Consider the following 19,238-nt stretch of genomic DNA (forward strand, 5'->3'; position numbering starts at 1 on the left):
CGGGCTGCCCGGTTTCCGAGCTGCATCTCAGCCATTGTGGCGTCAACGAAACTCGATGAACTGACATACGAACTCGAGTTCCCGAGAACAAGAGCAGACGAACCGGCCCCGGCCGCAGAACTGGTCGGCACGAGTCCGAGCGACAGCGTCACCACGAGTAGCGTCACGGATGCACACCACTTCGTCACGCCAGACAACGAATGGTTGCTCGACCGAGCTGTGGCAGGCCCCAACAAGCGCATGGCATCTCCAGAGAATCGACAAGGGAACAGGTACCAGTATCGGGAGCACGTCACTCGTCTCCGTGCACGCGTTGCTTCTGCCTGCCATGACGCACAACAACTCAGGGGGCAATGGGGCAATGGCTAGGTGCTGGCATGCAGCATCGTGGGTGCGTGCACCCGATGAGATCGGCTCCTGAAGGCCTCGACCGACAGGTTGGGGTTCGTGCTCGGCCAATTGTCGGAGGCGTCGAGCACCACCGGGCACGGCGAAGTGCAAGGAGGCGTCGCGATGCGATGCGATCCGAATCCGGGAGGGCGTCTGACGCTCGGTTCGGTGGGAGACAGGACGATAGCCGAAACACACTGCGGGGAGGAGGCGCTCAATCCCGGTCCTTGGTCCAATCCGGCAGCGGGCACGGTGTGAGCCGCGGTCTCGTTCGAAGGCTCCGACCGACAAGCACGGTCAACACCGGGGCACAACCACGTGCACTGCAAACCTGCGGTCGGGCCATCTCGGCTGTTGCTGCGCACGTCACAGCCTGCGGGAGGGGACGCTGGCATTGGCTTTATTGCGTCAGGGAAGCCTGGTAGAACTGTGCAAAGTGTTCAGCGTCGTCGCTGTTTCCGGAGTAGAGATGTCCGTTGACGATGGTGGTGGGAACCGCGGTCAGGGCTAGTGCTTCGCTGGTCGGGAGCGGACCCTGTAGGGCCTGGGCGGTGATGTCCCGCACCCAGGCATGATAGGTGCGGAGCGTGGTTGCGTCGCTCAACGAGACATTGAGCTGGGCGGCAATGCTCATGAGCTCCTGATCGGAGAGACCAGGAGTGTTCTCTGCGGGCTGGTTGGCGAAGACGGCAGAGAGGTAGCCGGGGAGAGCAGAGGGATGGGATGCCGCGACATCGACGATGCTGGCTGCTGCGCGAGTGGAGTAGTTGGTGCCAACCGAGAGCCGGTCAAGGAGCGCCACTGGGTGGATCCGCAGCGTTGCGCGCCCGTCGTCGACCTCGTCGAACAACAGCTGTCCATTACCGGCTTCGAAGATCTTGCAATACGGGCACAGCGGGTCCAGGTAGAGGTCGATGACTGTCGCGCCCGAACCGAGGCTGATGTACCCACCGTCGAACTCCACCGCGCCGACAACACCCGTCAGCGAAGACGTAGGGTATGAGTCCTCCTCCTCGGATGGCATGGCTTCGCTGCCGACACAGCCGCTGAGGATGATCGCACTGATGAGCGCTGCGGGGAAGACTGCACCCCGGCGTCGCCGCGGACTGAGTTGAAAGAACGCCATAAACTGCTCCTCAGGGTATGTCTGGATACTGTGGTTCTCAGGGCTGACCCCTCGTGCAGGGGCTCACGGTCGTGGACGATATGAGTGAACCAGCGAGCCGATGGGTTTGTAGCTGCCCGGTATCGTCTGCCGGACATCTGCGGATCCGTGATCGTTGCGGTGGCTAGTCATCAACGTCTGTGACTGCTCCGGTTTCACCGTCAACAGTGACGGTGATTTGTTGGCGCCCCGTCTCGAAGTCGATTTTCCAGCTTAAGAGAGCGCCTTCGTTTCGAAGATCGATGTTTGTGACGTGGACTGCTCCGCCGACCGATCGGCTGGCCTCTTCGACTGCCTGAGCTGCGGACCAGGAGAGTCCCGGGCCGGTCGCGTCACGATTCGTGTTGAGCCACAGGTCGCTGCGGTTGATCTGTGCTTTCGCGCTGACGAATGACTGCAACGTTTGTCGGAAGTCGTCATCTGCGAACCAGTTGGAGTCGGAGGAACTCGATGAGTGTGCTTCGAGATACTCACGGTATTGCTCCCGCGCGGCGAAGAACACCTCGAGATCGGATGCTGGATTCGTCGACGGTGTGGCCTCGCTGGCGGAAGTAGCGGGCGTGCTTGGGTCTGCGGCTCCGATCGGTGCGCCCGTTCCGGGCGCGGTGCACGCCGATGTCGACGCGATAACGCTCCCGACGACGAGCGCAAGCGACATCCGCCAGATGCGTTCTTTAGTCATCGAGTCTCATCTCCACAATCTGAAAGTTGGTGTCAAGGCGTAATTTGTGAACAAATCCGTCCACGAGTTCGATCCGATAGGGAGCATGTGAGGAAGCGTCCAGCTCCAATTCGGTCAAGTAACTGCCGGGGTATGCCGCCAGTGCAGCAAGAACGGCTGAGTTGATGTCCTCGATGCGCCAGGTGCCCGGGAACCTTCGGTCGTCGGAGCGTTCGGTCTCGATGATGGTGGCCTTGTCGTCGACCACGCGAACCTTGCTTTCCAGACCATCCGCCGTCTCGAAGTGAACGTGCCACGCGCCAACAGGTTCAGCCTCCACGGACCTCAGATCGCTCACATCGCCTCCGACGGCCACGTTGGCCAGGCGGATGACCTCCAACAGCTGTTCAGCGCTGTCCGTACCCTGTGGGCCGGCCGTCCGCGGCGGGTCGTTCGAATCGGGTCGGCCCGGCGTTTCAACGGTTGGACCGCTCGCAGCTGAAGGCGAGCGATCCACGAGACGGGAGCTCGCATCGGTCCTGGGCGTGGACTGGTTGCCATTGACGTTGCCGATCAACAGGCCAACGATCACGGAAGCGAGGACGACCAATGCTGCCAGGAGCGCCAGGGTGAACCAACGCCAACGACGTTTTTCCGGTCGAGGTGACCTGTCCAGATCTATCTGTTGAGAGGGCTTCACGGGGTTCAACTCGGAGTATTCGCTTTCTCAGGCGGGCCGCTGCCGCGGCGGTGGTTCTGGAATCTGGTGGCGTGTTGAGCGTCTCGCCGACCACCCATTGCTTAAAAAACGGACGCTCACGCCGATAGGACCCGGCTCGCCAGGTCACGCAACGTTTTGTCTGGTGCTCGCCGTCGGTGCCGGCGACTCACGGGCAATGACGCGGGCGAGTAAGTTCGGTCCTGATCGACTGTCCCGCACCGTGAAATGGCCGATGTGTAGACGCGTACCGGTGCGTTTAATCTCTCCGACGATCAGGTCCTCTCGTGCAGAGACGACGACAAGGCGATCGCCCTCCTGCACATTTCTGGGATCCGAGAGGGAACGATCAGCCCCCCGGTCGTCCTCGCGTGAAGACTCAGGCAGGTCGGGAACTCGTGCTGCGACCGCGGAGCTCGTCGCGGTTGTCGTGACGGCGGTACCCAGTTTTCGGCCGGCGAAGCGAGCCAGAACTTGCCATTCACCAGCCGCGATAGGAAGGTCGATGGCCCGGTGTACCGAGGTTCCTGTAGCGATGAGGTCTCGAGTGATTCCGGCGATGATCTGGTGAATCACGATGGTTGTCCTTGCGGGTAGTTGGGTTGACTCGGCACTCCGGGAAGACGACGAGGCGAGCTGGCCGCGCCGAGATATCACGCTCCCCGATGGGTCGCATCGTGGATGCTGGATGCTCGGGCCTGCTAGGACAAGTTTCGAACTGGGAGTCTGTGCTCGTTCTGACTTGACACCGTTTTGAGTACTAATCCGCATGAAAACCAGTGATCGGTGGGGTGCCATGCGTGGCTGAGGATCACCATTCAGGGGAGGGCGCGGGGCGCGACAGCGCTACCCGGCTGACGCGGAACCTCTCGATGACCTGACACGCACGATCGATCTGATCGAACTTCGCCCGCGGTGCACTTCTCACTGGGTACGTGCGATGGAGGGCGTGACATCCATCGTTGCTCAAGGAGCGTAGATGCACCTTCGCAATCATCCCCGAAGACCGGGCACAGCGCGCATGGGCGACACCAAAACGGGGCGGCTCGGAAGCCGCCCCGCCTGTGGATAACTACCCGCCTGACATGCGCGTATAACGTTCAACTATGTCAGTAGTCCTGTTTTCGTGACCCGCCGCTCGGTGTGCCATTCCCGCCACATGGCGGGTGTTCATTCCGCTGATCGTCCAAGAGGCTTCCAGCAGTGGCGTCGAGGAGCGTCACGACATCGCAGATTTCATCGGCAACTTCACTGAGGCCTGATTCCGTTCGGCCGGGGGTCGCGGATGCAGACCTTTGAGAGCGACCATGACTGCACTATCGAGGGGGAATACTTGCGCACCACCATGAAACTCGTTGCTACCGTTGGAGCCGCGCTTCTGGCCGCGGGATTGGCTGTTCCTGCTCATGCCGCAGAATCCGAACCTGACCCGTTGGCTGCCATCGCTGCGGCAGCCCCGGAGGTATTGACCGGCGTCGCGGACGCTTCGGTTGACCTTTCCGATAAGTCAGCAGTCGAAGCAAGCACCTCCGAAGCCTCCGCTACCCTTCCAACTGAGGCGGCCGACGGAGTAACACTGACCGATTCTGGAGGCACCGAGATCACTGTGGGCTTGCCGAACGCCACGAATGCGGAGAGCGCCATCGCCGAGGCAGATGGGATCGTGTCCTACGACAACAACGACGGCTCGACAACCGTCCCCGTGCTGAAAGAAGATGCCTCGGTGCAGATCACTACCGTGATTGACGGCGCCAACGCTCCGACCCGCTACGCCTACCCGCTGCAGGTACCCGCGGACGCGACAGTCACCCTGGACCCGACGAGCGGCGCTGTCGTGATCGCCGACGCAGAAGGCAAATTCCTCGCTGGAGTGGCGTCAGCTTGGGCAAAGGACGCGAACGGCACCGACATCGCTACGCACTACGAGCTCGACGGGACCACCCTCACTCAGGTGGTTGAACACGCAGAAGGTAACGCATACCCGATTGTCGCCGACCCGTGGCTCGGCATCGCCCTGGTCGACCGCACGAAATGGTCTGGCAAAACGCTGCAGGTCTATCCGTCATCCTGGGCACGAGTGAACCCATGGGCAAGCGCCGGCGTGGCCGCACGGTGGGCAGGATGGGACGAAGTCCTCAACAAGACACCGGGCAGCCGGGAGAATACCCCGTCAATGCGAGACCAGTACTACTGCCACTTCGATTTCGTTCGATTCCGCGCACCCAACAAGGTGAGCTGGAACCTCGACCTCGGCCGACCTGCGTACGACTACTGGACGCTGATCCAAAGGCAGTGCAACTGATGCGTGCCCTCGCCGGCGGGGCCGCTATCGCCTCTGCAGCCGGGGTACTCACAGCCGTTGGCACACTCATTTACCTCGGGATAACCCTCGGAGACCGCGGCCTAACAGCTGACGCCAACGGAACATCGGGCTACACCACAGCCACCGAGACCACCTTGCTCATCGGCAGCTTCATCGCGATCCCACTCCTGGTCGTTCTCGGAGCGACAAGCCTGGTGTTCTGGATCGCCCGGTACCGGGCCGACCGAACCAGCAACTCGATTACAACGCCCTAAACCAGGGCTGACGCCAACGCACAAACTCGAAGCAACTCACAGGGCCCCGGCCAGTTGGCCGAGGCCCTGTCTGCTGCAAGCGATCGCCGTCGGCAGCACCCGCCCATGCGCTTCATCGGAAGCTACATCCCCGCGTCTGGCTATTCAGTCCTCCGTCCGAGGTCTTCTCAGAAACCTACAGTTTTCCGAGACGCCCTGTCGCCTGTGTCGTATCGAAACCGACTTACGGGACGATCGGTTCGCTCGAAACTTATCGATTGCGGGACGTCGACTAGACCCGCGGTGGCGAGAGCGATGCGCGATCAGGAGACGTCGCGGAAGCGGTACATGCCATCCTCAAGTCCTTCGTCTGCCCACCCGATTGCCTCAAAGAATGCGCGCGCGCCCAGATTCGACGGATCAACAAACGCCACCCAACCCCGAGCCGGTGGGTGCCGAGGCCACGCGGTGGCTGCTGCGAGGACGGTCCGCCCCAGTCCTCGTCGGCGGGCGTGAGGTGTTACAGCAATATCCGTGATGACATGAGCGTCCCCGCTCGGATGCCCGTGCTCGACTAGCCCGCGGTTTGGCGTGTGTGCTCCGTCTGGCAAGACCACCGTTCAGCGCGTGTCTTTCCGTCAGACAGTTGCCGGGCGCCGTGGAGCGCGTTTGAGGATCGACGAGTCGGGTTGGAAGCCATCAGTAATCCAGTTACGCAGCGACTCGGTCGCCCATTCCTGCTCCAATGGGGATACGCAGTACTTCTCGACATCCGGGTGCTCGGCGATGTTTGGACACAGCACGAATCCGGCCAGACGAAGTAACAGAACCATGGCTGGATCCTTCACGAGGTCAATGGCCGCACGGAACGATCGTGCGAGAGCTTTCGTGAGGATCAGTTTGACCGCCTTCGTGAGCAGGAGGTCGTCCGCGAGCGATGCGGCCACGGACTCGGCGATGTCCTCTGCGACGTCATCGGCGAGTTCGTCCAGTTCCCCGATTAGCTTAAGGACCTCGACGCACAACGAGCACAGGAGGTGCAGATAATTGACGGCATCGGTGACCGCCTTGGCTTCTGCATAATCAAGTTCTGCCTTCGCGATCTCGGCGACGAGCGGTTCGACGATCGCTTTCAGCACATCACGGGCGTCCCGTTGCCGGTCCAGCTCGGTGGCGAAGATGAATTCATTGATCACATAGGTGACGGCGAAGTCGGTGCAGGCCTCGCCGATCAGTTCTTTCGCGGCAAGGGCCTCTCGAGCGGCCTTCTTTGCCCCACGGACCTGCGTCTGTGAATACCGCCGACGCTTTTCCGGCGCCCACACTAGCGCACGTGCCCGCTCGGTATGCGGACCACCGTGAAAGTAGCCGTCACAGATGCACTCGCACTGTTCAGCCGTCGTGCGAACCGCATCCGCGCACGTCACACTGTGCCCAGAATCGCGCCCCATGATTCCCCCTACGCGTTCGGGCCGCCCCCCGGCCCGTCCTCGCACTCTACCGGCGACGTTGGCGCGTGCCGAGCGGGACAACCCGACGTTCGGCATCGATGTACCGCCGCATCGCCCCACGCAGCGCTTCAGCATTGTCGACGCTGAACCGGATCGCCTCGCCCCTCCCCCTATGTCACACCCGCTCGAGCTCCATCAGGTGGCGGTTTAGCTCGTCCGGTCGCCCTCGTTCTCAGCAGCTTCCCTCGGTGAGCACACCAGCAGTTGACCAGGTGATTTTCGGGAGAATCTGGCGTGCACCGGCGGCGAACATTCCGACGTCGCAGGTCTGCGGCACGAAGTCGGAAGTGACTTTCACGGTGAAATTCACATAGGCAGCCGCTCGCGGCGAGTATGAACCGATGTTGATACCACCGTCGAGGATTGAATCGTCGTCGAGGAGCAGGCCCTCCGGGTTCGCCGTGTTCGCAACGTAGGTTGTCGCGGCGACGAGTTCCACACCGCGAGGCATCCACCCCTCGATACTGACGTCTTCGACGATTTCGTCAGTGAAGTTGCCATACCGCACCAACACGTCGAATGTCTTCGAGTCGTCCAGCGGAAGCCTCTCCGACCAACACGAGGCCCCGTGCGCGGAGACGCGGATTTCGACTATTTGACGGCCAGCCTCCGCCGCGCTCCACTCTTCCTCGCCCCACTCTGTCGAACAGGATGAGGTGGCACTTGGGGCCGGAGTCGGGGTCAGAGTCAACGTCGCTTCGAACTCTCTCCGCCGATCGTTCGCGAGCTCCGCGAAGAATGAGCTCGCAACGCTGACAATGATGGGCAAGAGGATCAATGTGGCGATGGCAGCCAGCGTTGCCTTCACCACTTTTGCGCGCCGGCTGCTGTTGGGGCCACTCATGCGCTCATCGTAGGGCTCCGTCAAGATGCGGGGGTAGGTGTCACCCCCTCAATCTCGCACGAATACACTTGCACAGACACAGCTGTCACGCTGTTCCCCTAGACCATCGTCGCTGCCACCGCGGCGAACGGGTAGAGGCTGGTGGCGAGTGAACGGGTCGACTCTAGGGAGAGCCCTGCGGTCCGGGCAAGGTCAGTGCACTACCGTCGATGTATGGCTACCGTCTCCGATATTCTCCGCATTAACACGCTCGCCCTCCGCTTCGCTGCCGCCGAGATCCGGATGACTCCGAGCCAGGTAGTCACACTGGCCGAAGGCTCGATTATCGAGAGCATGCTCGAAGTTGCGAAAGACAAGCACGTCGATGACCCCGGGCTGAACCGCTTCGACGCTGACACCAAGCGGCAGCTGGATGAACAGCTCGCGTCTTGGGCAAACGTCTTTGATGCCGATAAGTACGGCTTGGGCTGGAACGATCGACAGAGCGGTTGGGTTGCCTTGGCCTGGGGTATTAGTGAGCTCGTTCAAGACGATGCCGGGAGCCAGCAGCTTCGCTGGAAATAAGCATGGTGCGATCACGCCCTATCTCCGCCCGCTGAAAACGCCAGCTGGACACACGAAAGAGGTGCAGCTGCTCGAACGTGCCGGTGGTGCGCTCACCAATTGTCGATCGGGATCTGGGCCGACGGAACGAGATCCGTGAGTGCCCGGCACCGAAAACGGCTCCTGGCCAACAGGCGGGGGCGTAACAGACCAGGAGCCAGCGACAGACATGGGTCTCTCGCGAGTTCAGCGTACTGACTGCAGCCGGAGTCTCCACTACCGGAATCCGCGCCCAAGCTACGCGATTTTCCGGAGCTCAAAGGTGCTCGCGGATCCGCCTATCGATCTCGAGGCCCTCTGCCTCGAGTAGGAGCTGCCCGACCGCTGCGTCCGCGAAGACCGACTGCTCGAACTCGATTGCGTCCAGCCTCAACACTGACAGCAATCGCTTCAACTCAAGCGGCCCAACCGACGATCGCCCTAGGAACACGCGCCGCAACCGCCACGGACGGATCCGAGTCAACATCGCCACATGCGCGACGGACCACCCTAACCGCGACGCTGATGTCGACAACGCAGCACCAAGAGCTCGGTCGTAGGTCCGCGTATCCACCAAGAAGAGATCCACCCGCCCACGATACCGCCGGCCACCGGCAAAGCTCTCAGCACGCCGCAGCGATGCTACCCAGCAGGTGGCCGGTCAGCGGGCCGCGGCCCTAAGGCCCGGACCGCCCCTCGGCGATCCGCCATTCGACTCAGAGTGCCCTCAGCATCACGCACAACAGCAGAGTGTCACGGCCGCACGCCCCACCGACGCCAACGTCGCTCGCGCACGAGCTGTGCGTTCACCCGATCCGCAAGCAGCCCCCGCGCGATCGCCTCAGCGTCTCGGAAAGGCTCCGCCTCCAGTGCGTTCACGCCCTGATCTCCCTCCTCGTGCGCGATAAACGCAAAGAGATCCAACTGTTGCTCGAACGCTTCCAGGGTCGCCAGCCATCCCGCGAAGGCCTTCGCAACATCAACCGACGCGTAGGCGCTCACGATCGCCCGCGCACGAACCCGCAACGTCCTCTCCGGCTTCGCCGTCTTGCGGTGCGGCATCTCGGTGACATAGTCGTTGTCCGACGTCTCCACCAGGTCATACGTGCGGTCCACCACCCAAAGACCATGAAGCTCAATGAGCTCCATGAGCTCCAGATACATCTCCGCCCGCTTCGCCCGATCATCCCGCAACCGCTGCTGCCGCCCCGACATAGCCGGAACAACCACAGCCAGAAGCGACACCAGCAGCGCCGCAGCAGCCAGCACCAGGGCGAACGGGTCCGCCGGGGCAGCAGTACCCTCCGCCACGACCGAAAGCACTCAGCACCAACCCTTCGCGCGCACCAAGAGCCGCACTACCTGCGCCCTCGCCGAGATCTCAACGCGACATTGCGACGGCCGGCGCCCACGTATGGGGCCAACACCTCACGCAGCTCAGCCGCATTGTGATCACTGAGGTCGATCTCGTAGTCGCGACCATCGAGACCGAAGCGGACCGTCTCACCACTCCCCCGCGCCAACTCAACACCATCGAGGTCATCAATGAGCGTCGTGATCATCCGTTGTGCCATGCCGCCATCATGCCAGCCCACAGCTGACCCCCGACGACCGGCCGATCCTTCCGCATCCGGGCTGCTTGGGGTCGTCAGTAGCGCTGTCGATGGTCCGAGGGAACTCGAACCCGCGGACCTATAGAACGTGCTCGTGGATCCCCCCCCCCCCCCCCCCCCCATCAACCGTGTGCGGGTTCGGGCTCACGGGGCATTGCCCCTGCCAGCCGTTCATCTTCCCGGGCTACCGTCGCACGACCAGTGGTGAGTGACACTGCGGGAAAGGTACACATGACGCTGCACATCGACGGCCCATGGTCAGGGCGGTCCGGACACACCATCGCCCAACTCTCCGACGGCTCACTGTGGCGCCAAGAAGGGCTCTACTACGAGCACCACGACGCCGATCAGCCAGAAGTCAGGATCACTGACGGCCGCATGACCGTCGCGGGGATGCGCCGGTCAGTGCCCGTCCGACGCCTCTAGCACGACCCCCGACTCACCAGCACCACTCCCCCACCACCCCCGCCGGCGGGTGAGATTCCGGCTGACATCCCCCGCCACAGCATCACACCCGGTGAGGACCGCCGTCCCTCAGCTGACCACCACTGAGCGGAAGCCGACCCATGACCACAGCCACGCCTCTCACAGGCACTCAGCATCTCGAGATCTTCACCTCCAAACGAACCGGCGACGGCATCCACGTGCCCTGCTGGTGCTCCATCGCCCATGACCACACCTATGCTGACTGGCAGGCGGCCGGCAGCCCCGACACCAGCGGACGCCACCTGGTTTCCGAACCCGCCACAGCCCATGCAGCAGCCTGAACCGTCAGCCGGCGTCACTTACGTTGACAGCCCAATGACACCGGCCGGGCACTGGGCACTGGGCGCAGCTCGGAGCGTTCATCGGGATCCTCGCCGGCGGAATCCTGACGACCCTCATCGCCACCAGCGGCGCCCTCGCCGCCGCGGTCGCGACGACCGCGATCGCCGGCACCATCCTCATGAGCCTCATCCGCTGAACCACCGCCCCGCGCACCCAGCTCGAGTTCGAGGCGACAGAGGGTGAGATACGAGGGGAATTGTCCTTCCCGTCCACCAGAAGCTGTCAGACTTCCACCATCCGCGGCGCCCCCGCCTCCCCGACGAAGGCGCCGCGGTACCACCATCCAACGCCGATCAGACACCACTCCCCCGGCCACAGATCACAGCCGATCGGCCGCGGACGCCCACGCACGACGACGTGTCCATCACGAAACTCGAACTCGACCCAGACCGCCCGATCCGTCCACCCGAGACCAATCCCCACTCGTGATGGCGGCACTTATCGCCGCCAACAACGCGTCATTTATCAAAGCGATTCACAACGGCGGTCTTGCGGAGCTGGACCCGGGTGGTCAAAAACGATCGTTTTCCGCCGACGATATGGTCCACTCAACGCTGCACACGCAACGGCAGGAGAGGCGACATGGCTAGCGCGGAGCCATGGACGCATGGCCAGTTGCACAAAGCAGCTTCTGCGAGCAGGCGCTCGTATGAAGTCTCCCTTTTGCGAAGTTCGAGCGGCCAGCGCTGATCCTTCGGCAAGACGACTCCCCAGACCGTCGATCCTCATATACTTCAATCTATGGTGCGTAAGAATCGGAACTCTCCCACGCAGCGCGCATGGACGGACGCAGACTCAGCGCTCTGGCACACGTGCAAGTTCGTATCCCAAGTCGAAGCTCGACAATTGCCCGATCTTCAGGTCGACACGCTCTTCGCACTGAGATCAGCCGAGGTCGCCTTCGCGCGGGGGCCGTACTCACTTGATGCCTTGCGCACAGCGGGCAACGGAAGCTACTCACACAACTCGACATTCATCATGGGCAGTGGCGGTTTGGGTCTCGCTCTTGGAGCCGGCACCTTGATCGGCAGCGCAATCGGCAATTCAAACCGTCGCGCGCAGGCAACTGCGGACGCTCAGCTCGCATGGCGTCACGACAGCACCGGCCAGCTCGTCGTCACCAACCAGGGCTTCTACCTGGACACTGGCTCGAATCTTTTCGCCTGGGACTGGGGCAGCGTCGATTCAATGGAAATCATCGCTTTCAACTATGTTCAACTAAGCGGCACCTCGACCAATGGTCCGGTGACTTGGAGGATCGCATCCCCATGGGCAGAACTCGTCTTCGTACTCTGGGCAATGGGCCGACATGCCCGTCATCCACAACTCGTGCAACGAATGTGGATCCCTGCCAATTGGTCTGATTGGGCTCGCGCCCAGGGATATCCGAATCCGCTCTTGCCATCGCGGGTCCCTGTTGGAAAGCACAGCTCATAGAGAAAATGACAACACGATGAAGCTGGCCATCGTGGCCGAAGCCCGCGACGCGGCCGCACGGCAGCAGAAGCCGCCGCACTGGTCGGCTGGAGCAGAGCAACGCTCTACAGACACCAGGCCAGCATCACGGCACGAACACCCTGACGGTTCCGGGGCGGGTTGCACGCGGCAGCCGAAAACGCTCGCTGCAACCGCCAAACGGCAGATCCTTTCGGCAAGACGATGTTGACCGTTCCATTCGAGTCGGCGCCCTACGACTGAGCCTTGGGTTGGCCCGCGCTGATATCCGCGACAATGCGTTCAGTGATCTGAGCGAGGGTTTCGTGAGGGCCGATTCGGCCTTCCTGGACAAACTCGAGTGGCTGCCAGCCGTCGTACCACTCGCGCATCTTTTCGGCGGTGAAGGCGTGGCGCAGGTCCCGCACTGCATGGCGCCTGACCGTCTCATCAAAGCCGACATCGAACTGGTAGATGCGTGTCTGAGATCGTGTTCGCTCCGTCGGAGGGTGGACAGAAGATGTTCTCGAGTTCAGCCGACCGGCGGATGACTCGCCCGCCACCCGGTTTCTACGCTGGATGCATGAGCACACACATCAAGCACACGCCCAGCACCACGCGCCGCTTCCGCATCGACCCCGTCACCATGAGCGCTATGACCGGCGCCGGACTCGGTCTCGGCCTCGCAGCAGCATTCGCCGCCGCAATGCTGCTCCAAGCGCCCTTCGGCCTAGCACTCGCAATCGCACTGCCGGCCGCCATGCTCCTCGCGACCAGCACCGCAATCGCCATCAGCCGCCGACACCAGCACCCCACTACCCCACCCGCGTGAGCATCTTCAGACGCTGGAGCCGCACCTCCTCGCATTCACATCACCCAGAGGGCAGGACGGCCGCCGCCAAGACCGGCAAGGGTCACCGAGCCCTCAGCCGACGTTTGACCACCACACGAGCAATCAGGTGGCAGACGAACGCTGACGGCAACAACACGAGTGCACCCATCGCCCGATCCCGCGCCGTGATCGGCAGGCCTCTTCGGGCGAGTTCTCGTTCCGCCACGATCGCGCCCGGCAACATCACCGGCAGCGCAGACACCACACCCGCGGTGTACCCCTGAGTGAGCAAGCTCGCCAACACATGGCTCCCGGTGTGCGCACCCAACCCCGCAACGACCGCACGATACAACGGCGAGCTGCCGGCAGTGCGCACGCCACGGATACATGCGAATCCGACCAAGCAGCCCATCAAACCAACAGCCAGCCAGGACTGGCGAGCATCCATCCGGAACGCACGAATCCCCGTCCGATCAGCGAGCAGATCGCAGGTGGCCGGGAACGCCGCACCTTCCTCAATGTCGTGCAACACCCATGCAACAAACAACCAGACCGGGCCGCGGAACCGCCCGCCCTTCCTCAACCCTCGAGACGACACCACACGCTCAGTGCCTGCGCCGGTGCCTGTCCTGGTCACGACACCTCTGAACCGCGTCGACGTGCGATGCCGGACCCCAAGCGCAACGCACAGGCGAGCACGGTCGTGAGCCCGGCAGCGACCAGTACTCCGAGCTGCCATGGCCCTGCAAGGGAGAAGCCGGTTCTCAGCAATATGAGCGCGGCGATGACACCGACCGTGCTGTTCAGGAGCACCGTGCCGGCGACAAGCGCGACGATGACCGGGACGTCATGCCGCGACAACTCGAAATCTCGACGAACCGCGCGGTGAGCGTGGGGGTTGAGCTCCGCCGCGGGTTCGGGCCGCGTGGTCATGTGGCGGGTGCGTAGTCGTCGGCTCGCGGAACCGTGTCGTCGCTCCCCGCTAACGACCGGAGTGCGTATTCGACGACGTCGTTGAGCGTCAGTCCTGAGGCTTGTAGGTCCTGCAGCTGCCGCAGCGCACCCGGTTCACTGATCGATACGGTTATTGGGCGGGGACCCTGAGCTGCTTCTTGTAGTGCAAGTCTGCGGCTTGCTCGCCTGGACAGAGAGCTAGCGATCCAATCGCGGCTCGCTTGCACGTCGATGTGCCATCTGCCGTCCTGGAAGGTGCCGACGAGGTCCCCTGTCGTCACATGATATCGCACGACCGCTTGGCTGAGGTAGAGCCGCTTCGCGACGTCCGCGGGATGTGTTGGATCCGGGAAATCGTCGAGGAAATCCTGAACGACTGCCTCCTGGAGCGCACGGCGGCGTTCCAGGAGGTCGGTGGGCGTTGGGCCGGCCGGTTCGATGCTCACACGCGTCCCTCATCTTTGGCACACAGGTAGGTGACAATGTCGACGGTTCGATAGAACGGGCCTGAGTACTCGTCTGCAGGCCGGACGATCAAGGATGTTGCTCGAAGCTCCTGCTCACTCATTTCCATCAGCGCCCTCGCTGACGCGACGGTCAACCGTCCATCAACCTGCCTCCGCGCGTGGACTGAATCGACTTTCACGCCGATGATCTTGGCGACCTCGTGTGGCACGAAGCCAGCTGCGAGGACCGCACCGATGATGTAGCGGGTGTCGCGGAACGCGCCGCGCCGGTGGGTGCCCGACGCCGTGCGTTCCGCGCGACACGCGTTCTCGATCAAACGCACGAGCGCGGGCGTCAACGATCGGCGCTCCAACATGGTGCTGATCGGCGTGCCGGTCCTATTCATGGTCGCTCCTGTATCCGGTATTACTCGTCGTCGTGACCCGGGCGGCCATAGCTGGCCGGGCGGCCTGCGGCTACCCATTCGGTGAACGTGTGCGAGCGGGCGAGCGTGTACGGTCACGGCAGCCTCGTCTGCATTTCGGGTCCCGCTCTCAACTCGTGGCTACCGGCACGTATGGCCTCATCTGTGAGATGGACCGGCACCGGCATCGTGATGCGGGTGTCGGAGTACTTCACCCAACGGCGCCGTCAGAGCACTGAACTCACTAGCAGAACCGGCGACGGTCACACCGAGGCTCGCTGCGCCCTCATCCGATGCGCGGCCGACACGGGAAGGAGCCGAGACACGGACAGCGCACCACCGATGGCGAGCAGCGTGAGTGCGCAAAGACCGGTGGAGCTTCCACCGAATCCGGTCTCGGCGAGTTCTGGAGGAGCGGCAGGGACAGCCGAGGTCGCGGCAGGCGGCATCGAGGCTTCGATTGCCGGCGTGTCGATGGGTTCGACGGGCGTTTCGGGTTCCGTGACCGCCACAGAGCACAGCGTTGGATCGAGGTCGTATGACTCGATGCCGTCGCCGCTGATGAACTGGATGCTCTCAACGACGATCTCGCGAGTCGATCCATCCCCGAACAGCCAGCTCCCTTCGACGCATCGCAGCGCGACCGTGATGGAGCCAGTCGGTGCGACAGGTCCGCCAATCTCCTGGTTGAACTGGACCAGCACCTCCGCAAGATCCAATGCTTCACCCGTGACCGTGAGCGTCGCATGCCCCGCAGCGTCCGTGCCATAGAAAAAAGTCACCGGTACCGCGTTCGCCGAAGACGCTCCACCCAGAACCAGGATCCCGCCGAGCACAGCGCCGAGCACTCCAGTGAGTCTGCGGTTGGTTCCCATGTGATGTTCCCTCTGCGGTGATCGATAATGACACGAATGACGAGGAGCAGAATCCGCCAGAAACCGGAGCGCTCGACTCAGGATGCGACGCACGGGACTCTCCCAACGACCCGCGACCGTGACCTTCACCCGACATTTCACCCGTGAGGCGGCTCCACACCTCTGATACCCGTGTATCCGCGTCGACGCACGGTGATGCGCTGTACGTCAAGCGGGTGAGATTCCGGCTGACATCCGTCGCCACAGCATCACACCCGGCGAGGACCGCCGTCCCCTCAGCTGACCACCACTGAGCGGAAGCCGACCCGTGACCACAGACACGCCTCTCGGAGGCACTCAACATCTCGAGATCTTCACCTCAAAACGAACCGGCGACGGCATCCACGTCCCCGCTGATGCACCATCGCCCATGACCACACCTACGCTGACTGGCAAGCCGCCGGCTGCCCCGACACCAGCGGACACCTCTTGAGCTCCCCCGCCACAACCCATGCAGCAGCCTGAACCGACCACCGGCGTCGCTTACGTCGACAGCCCGCTAACACCGGCCGGGCTCTGGGCGCAGCTCGGAACGTTCATCGGGATCCTCGCCGGCGGCATCCTCGCGACCTTCATCGCCATCAGCGGCACCATCGCCGCGATGGTCGCGACGGCCACGATCGCCGGCACCATCCTCATGAGCCTCATCCGCTGAACCACCACCCCGCGCTCTCATCTCGAGCTCGAGGCAACAAAGGGTGAGATACGACGGAAAGCGTCCTCCCCGACCACCAGAAGCCGTCCGACTTCCACTCGGAGTGTCGTCAACACGCACCGAGCAGCGTCGCGAGCCCGGCGATCGTGGTGTCGACGACGAACCGGAAGTAGCGTTCGCGCAGCTGTTTGGCACCGGGCCCGCCCTCGGCAAAGGGCGTGAGCAGGGATGCCGCGAGTACCTCGACGCCGGGCCGGCCCAGCGCCATGCGGGCGAACTCGTCCATCATCGTCGCGTGATCGCGAGGACCGTCGTCCTCGTGGACCAGCCGGTCGTCGCCGATCGAGATGGTGAGCATCGCGTTGTTCAGGAGAGCGGCATACGCAAAGCCGGCGTCGTCTCCGAATCCTGCGCGCCGCAGAAGGGCTGTACCGGTGTCGATCACATCGAGGGTCGTGCGGAAGGTCGGTCCGTGCAGCAGCAGCCATTTCGCCACACCGGGGTAGGCCGCCACCGGACCATAGGCGGAGAGGAGGAAGGTGCGGAACCACTCATCCCACGGACTCTCGGGCGGCGGAACGCTCAACCCCTCGACGACGCGCTCGACGACGTGACGCGCGAGCAGGTCGCGGCCCCCGACGTGGTGGTATATCACCGAAGGTGAGACGCCGAGGCGTCGGGCGAGATCGCGGATCGACCAGCCCCACAGGTGCGAATCGCGCGTCAGCTCGGCGGCGGCGTCGACGACCGCGTCCGCCGTCATACCGACGTGGAATGCGGTTGCCTGGTCGTCCGTCATCGCGCCCTTCGAGCTCGACGTCCAGTCTTGTCGATAGACGCCGATATTGACAGCAAGTAAGGATGCCCTTACTAATTGGATGAATGCATTTGAACACCGTTCTATTACAGTGAGAACCGTTCTCAAAAACTTGGAGTGCGAAACATGACCGACCAGTCGACCACAGACTTTTTCGCGCCCGTGCGTGGCAGCATCTTTGGCATCGTCGCGCTCGGCGTCGTCGGCGCGGCGAGCGGCGTCGTTCCGTTCATCGCAATTGTTGAACTCGCGCGGATCCTCCTGCCTGCGCCAGGCGGCGAGCCGATCGACGAGGCTCGCGCCTGGACAGTCGTCGTCGTCGCCGTCGTCGCGCTCGTCGTGGCGGTTGGCTGCGCGTTCCTTTCCGGCCTCGAGAGCCACCTCGCAGATGCCGAGCTGCAGGTCGCGCTACGTAGGAGGATCATCCGCCACCTGCAGCAGCTGCCGCTGGGCTGGTTCGGGCAGCGCAGCTCGGGCAGCATCCGCAAGCTGGTCGAGAGCGACGTGACAGCGCTGCATCAGCTGGTGGCGCACTCCATCCAGGACGTGCTGACCGCGGTGACTGTTCCGGTCATCAGCCTGGTGTATCTGTTCGCGACGCAGTGGCAGATGGCCCTTGCCGCTCTCGTACCGCTACTCGGTGTCGCCCTTTGCTACCCGCTCATGATGCGCGGCGCAGGCGAGAAGTATCAGCAGTACGACGAGGCAACACAGTCACTGTCCGGCGCTACCGTCGAGTTCATCCACGGTATCGCGGTAGTCAAACGGTTCGGGCAGCTCGGGCGAAGCCATCGCCGGTACCGGGATGCGACAAAACGCTACGTACACTTCGTCGGCGAGTGGACGCGCGAGACGGCGATGGTATTCACCGTCGTCGAGCTCATCTGCTCCCCCGTGACGGCACTGCTGATCTTACTCGGCGCCGGCGCGTGGCTCGTGAGCGCCGGAGTGGCTACGCCAATCGACGTCCTCCCGGGTGTGGTGCTGGGGCTCGGGCTCACAGCCCCGGTTATGAAGCTGGGGGCATCGGGACAGTTCCTGCGCAACGCATCCAAGGCTCGGCAGGCGCTGGCAGCCTTTTTCGCTCTGCCGCCCCTCTCGCAGCCCACCTCGCCACGGACCACCGTGGGGACAGATGTCGTCTTCGACGACGTGTCGTTCGGTTACGACGCATCGCACCGAGTGCTCCACGACGTCGCCGCCGCGTGCGCGCCGAGCACGATGACCGCCCTGGTTGGCGCCTCCGGCTCGGGCAAATCGACGTTCGCGAAGCTGATCCCGCGGTACTACGACGTCGACACCGGCCATGTCGCCATCGGCGGCGTCGACGTGCGGGACCTCCGATCGCGCGAACTCTATCGCGACGTCGGATTTGTCTTCCAGGACGTGCAGGTGCTCCGCGCGAGTTTGCGGGAGAACATCCGGCTCAGCCGCCCCGGCGCGACGGATGCCGAGATCGAGCAGGCGGCGCGCGCGGCGCAGATCCACGACCGCATCCTCCGCTTCGAGCGCGGCTACGACGCGGTCGTCGGTGACGACGCGAACCTCTCGGGCGGCGAGGCGCAGCGCGTCACGATCGCGCGCGCCCTGCTTGCTGACGCCCCTGTGCTCGTGCTCGACGAGGCCACCGCGTTCGCGGATCCCGATTCCGAGGCCGCAATTCAGAAGGCGCTCAGCACGCTGACCGCCGATCGCACTGTGCTCGTGATTGCGCACCGGCTCCACACGATCACCGGCGCCGATCAGATCCTCGTGCTCGACGGCGGGCGCATCGTCGAGCGCGGCACCCACGCCGAACTGGTGGCAGCGAACGGCCGGTTCGCCCGTATGTGGGCGGAGTACCAGTCCAATCACGCCCGCACTCTGCCGGAAGGAGCAGCGCGATGATCCGTC

At 63.3% G+C, this 19,238-nt stretch carries 24 protein-coding genes and 1 pseudogene; 10 read left to right on the forward strand and 15 right to left on the reverse strand.

What is annotated here, in order from left to right:
• Window positions 1-790: 790 nt before the first annotated feature.
• From IFU30_RS13280 to IFU30_RS13295, 4 genes are all read right to left on the reverse strand, one after another.
• Window positions 791-1,516 carry a DsbA family protein gene (locus tag IFU30_RS13280; protein ID WP_137243554.1) on the reverse strand — a complete coding sequence of 242 codons (726 nt, stop codon included), beginning with the start codon at window positions 1,514-1,516 and terminating at the stop codon, window positions 791-793.
• Between the two features lie 163 nt (window positions 1,517-1,679).
• Window positions 1,680-2,237, reverse strand: a complete 558-nt coding sequence (locus tag IFU30_RS13285; RefSeq protein WP_137243555.1) for a PepSY domain-containing protein — start codon at window positions 2,235-2,237, stop codon at window positions 1,680-1,682.
• Window positions 2,230-2,916 carry a hypothetical protein gene (locus tag IFU30_RS13290; RefSeq protein WP_137243556.1) on the reverse strand — a complete coding sequence of 229 codons (687 nt, stop codon included), beginning with the start codon at window positions 2,914-2,916 and terminating at the stop codon, window positions 2,230-2,232. Before IFU30_RS13290 ends, IFU30_RS13285 begins: the two co-directional genes overlap by 8 nt.
• 144 nt (window positions 2,917-3,060) lie before the next feature.
• Entirely contained in the window at window positions 3,061-3,510 is a 450-nt protein-coding gene (locus tag IFU30_RS13295) for a hypothetical protein (protein WP_137243557.1), read from the reverse strand.
• A gap of 757 nt (window positions 3,511-4,267) precedes the next feature.
• On the opposite strand from IFU30_RS13295, the gene IFU30_RS13300 reads away from it, so the two are divergent.
• Window positions 4,268-5,236, forward strand: coding sequence for a DUF2599 domain-containing protein (locus tag IFU30_RS13300; RefSeq protein ID WP_161578624.1), 969 nt, complete (start codon window positions 4,268-4,270; stop codon window positions 5,234-5,236).
• Entirely contained in the window at window positions 5,236-5,511 is a 276-nt protein-coding gene (locus IFU30_RS13305; protein WP_137243559.1) for a hypothetical protein, read from the forward strand. Before IFU30_RS13300 ends, IFU30_RS13305 begins: the two co-directional genes overlap by 1 nt.
• Window positions 5,512-5,813: 302 nt before the next feature.
• Here the strand turns inward: IFU30_RS13305 and IFU30_RS21035 are convergent, their stop codons facing one another.
• From IFU30_RS21035 to IFU30_RS13320, 3 genes are all read right to left on the reverse strand, one after another.
• Window positions 5,814-6,107: a GNAT family N-acetyltransferase gene (locus tag IFU30_RS21035; protein ID WP_137243560.1), complete on the reverse strand. Its 294-nt coding sequence runs from the start codon at window positions 6,105-6,107 to the stop codon at window positions 5,814-5,816.
• A gap of 21 nt (window positions 6,108-6,128) precedes the next feature.
• Window positions 6,129-6,941, reverse strand: coding sequence for a hypothetical protein (locus IFU30_RS13315; RefSeq protein WP_137243561.1), 813 nt, complete (start codon window positions 6,939-6,941; stop codon window positions 6,129-6,131).
• A gap of 232 nt (window positions 6,942-7,173) precedes the next feature.
• On the reverse strand, window positions 7,174-7,845 hold the full coding sequence (locus IFU30_RS13320) for a hypothetical protein (protein ID WP_137243562.1): 672 nt from the start codon (window positions 7,843-7,845) through the stop codon (window positions 7,174-7,176).
• A gap of 213 nt (window positions 7,846-8,058) precedes the next feature.
• Between IFU30_RS13320 and IFU30_RS13325 the strand changes: the two genes are divergently transcribed.
• Complete coding sequence (locus tag IFU30_RS13325) at window positions 8,059-8,409, forward strand: hypothetical protein (protein ID WP_137243563.1); 351 nt, start codon at window positions 8,059-8,061, stop codon at window positions 8,407-8,409.
• Between the two features lie 771 nt (window positions 8,410-9,180).
• Here the strand turns inward: IFU30_RS13325 and IFU30_RS13330 are convergent.
• Window positions 9,181-9,750 (reverse strand): hypothetical protein, encoded by a 570-nt coding sequence (locus IFU30_RS13330; protein ID WP_137243564.1) that lies wholly within the window; start codon window positions 9,748-9,750, stop codon window positions 9,181-9,183.
• 35 nt (window positions 9,751-9,785) lie between these two features.
• Window positions 9,786-10,163: a histone-like nucleoid-structuring protein Lsr2 gene (locus IFU30_RS20915; RefSeq protein ID WP_342450869.1), complete on the reverse strand. Its 378-nt coding sequence runs from the start codon at window positions 10,161-10,163 to the stop codon at window positions 9,786-9,788.
• A gap of 108 nt (window positions 10,164-10,271) precedes the next feature.
• Between IFU30_RS20915 and IFU30_RS20130 the strand changes: the two genes are divergently transcribed.
• The 5 genes and pseudogenes from IFU30_RS20130 to IFU30_RS13350 all read left to right on the forward strand — a co-directional run bounded on the left by IFU30_RS20130 (window position 10,272) and on the right by IFU30_RS13350 (window position 13,134).
• Window positions 10,272-10,466: a hypothetical protein gene (locus tag IFU30_RS20130; RefSeq protein ID WP_137243566.1), complete on the forward strand. Its 195-nt coding sequence runs from the start codon at window positions 10,272-10,274 to the stop codon at window positions 10,464-10,466.
• 140 nt (window positions 10,467-10,606) lie between these two features.
• Window positions 10,607-10,807: a hypothetical protein gene (locus IFU30_RS13340; protein ID WP_137243567.1), complete on the forward strand. Its 201-nt coding sequence runs from the start codon at window positions 10,607-10,609 to the stop codon at window positions 10,805-10,807.
• Window positions 10,808-11,609: 802 nt separating this feature from the next.
• Window positions 11,610-12,305, forward strand: a complete 696-nt coding sequence (locus tag IFU30_RS13345; RefSeq protein WP_137243568.1) for a hypothetical protein — start codon at window positions 11,610-11,612, stop codon at window positions 12,303-12,305.
• Between the two features lie 19 nt (window positions 12,306-12,324).
• A pseudogene (locus IFU30_RS21040) lies at window positions 12,325-12,449 on the forward strand (recombinase family protein); the annotation flags it as partial.
• Window positions 12,450-12,885: 436 nt separating this feature from the next.
• Window positions 12,886-13,134 carry a hypothetical protein gene (locus tag IFU30_RS13350; RefSeq protein WP_137243569.1) on the forward strand — a complete coding sequence of 83 codons (249 nt, stop codon included), beginning with the start codon at window positions 12,886-12,888 and terminating at the stop codon, window positions 13,132-13,134.
• 82 nt (window positions 13,135-13,216) lie between these two features.
• On the opposite strand, the gene IFU30_RS13355 is transcribed toward IFU30_RS13350, so the two are convergent.
• The 5 genes from IFU30_RS13355 to IFU30_RS13375 all read right to left on the reverse strand — a co-directional run bounded on the left by IFU30_RS13355 (window position 13,217) and on the right by IFU30_RS13375 (window position 15,834).
• Window positions 13,217-13,771 (reverse strand): HXXEE domain-containing protein, encoded by a 555-nt coding sequence (locus IFU30_RS13355; protein WP_192005570.1) that lies wholly within the window; start codon window positions 13,769-13,771, stop codon window positions 13,217-13,219.
• Window positions 13,768-14,067, reverse strand: coding sequence for a hypothetical protein (locus IFU30_RS13360; RefSeq protein ID WP_161578627.1), 300 nt, complete (start codon window positions 14,065-14,067; stop codon window positions 13,768-13,770). The genes IFU30_RS13355 and IFU30_RS13360 overlap by 4 nt, the downstream gene beginning before the upstream one ends.
• Complete coding sequence (locus IFU30_RS13365; protein ID WP_137243571.1) at window positions 14,064-14,534, reverse strand: hypothetical protein; 471 nt, start codon at window positions 14,532-14,534, stop codon at window positions 14,064-14,066. The genes IFU30_RS13360 and IFU30_RS13365 overlap by 4 nt, the downstream gene beginning before the upstream one ends.
• Complete coding sequence (locus IFU30_RS13370) at window positions 14,531-14,941, reverse strand: hypothetical protein (protein WP_137243572.1); 411 nt, start codon at window positions 14,939-14,941, stop codon at window positions 14,531-14,533. The genes IFU30_RS13365 and IFU30_RS13370 overlap by 4 nt, the downstream gene beginning before the upstream one ends.
• 281 nt (window positions 14,942-15,222) lie before the next feature.
• On the reverse strand, window positions 15,223-15,834 hold the full coding sequence (locus IFU30_RS13375) for a hypothetical protein (protein WP_137243573.1): 612 nt from the start codon (window positions 15,832-15,834) through the stop codon (window positions 15,223-15,225).
• 490 nt (window positions 15,835-16,324) lie between these two features.
• Between IFU30_RS13375 and IFU30_RS13380 the strand changes: the two genes are divergently transcribed.
• Complete coding sequence (locus IFU30_RS13380) at window positions 16,325-16,528, forward strand: hypothetical protein (RefSeq protein WP_137243574.1); 204 nt, start codon at window positions 16,325-16,327, stop codon at window positions 16,526-16,528.
• Window positions 16,529-16,637: 109 nt separating this feature from the next.
• Here IFU30_RS13380 and IFU30_RS13385 read toward each other — a convergent pair whose 3' ends face one another.
• The gene (locus IFU30_RS13385) at window positions 16,638-17,453 is read right to left on the reverse strand and encodes a TetR/AcrR family transcriptional regulator (RefSeq protein ID WP_240044054.1); all 816 of its coding nucleotides are present in this window, start codon (window positions 17,451-17,453) and stop codon (window positions 16,638-16,640) included.
• 18 nt (window positions 17,454-17,471) lie between these two features.
• Here IFU30_RS13385 and IFU30_RS13390 point away from each other — a divergent pair, with 18 nt between their 5' ends.
• On the forward strand, window positions 17,472-19,232 hold the full coding sequence (locus IFU30_RS13390; protein WP_137243575.1) for an ABC transporter ATP-binding protein: 1,761 nt from the start codon (window positions 17,472-17,474) through the stop codon (window positions 19,230-19,232).
• Window positions 19,233-19,238: the final 6 nt, after the last annotated feature.

The sequence above is a fragment of the Plantibacter sp. CFBP 8798 genome (genome assembly GCF_014841195.1).
Classification (GTDB): Bacteria; Actinomycetota; Actinomycetes; order Actinomycetales; family Microbacteriaceae; genus Plantibacter; species Plantibacter auratus.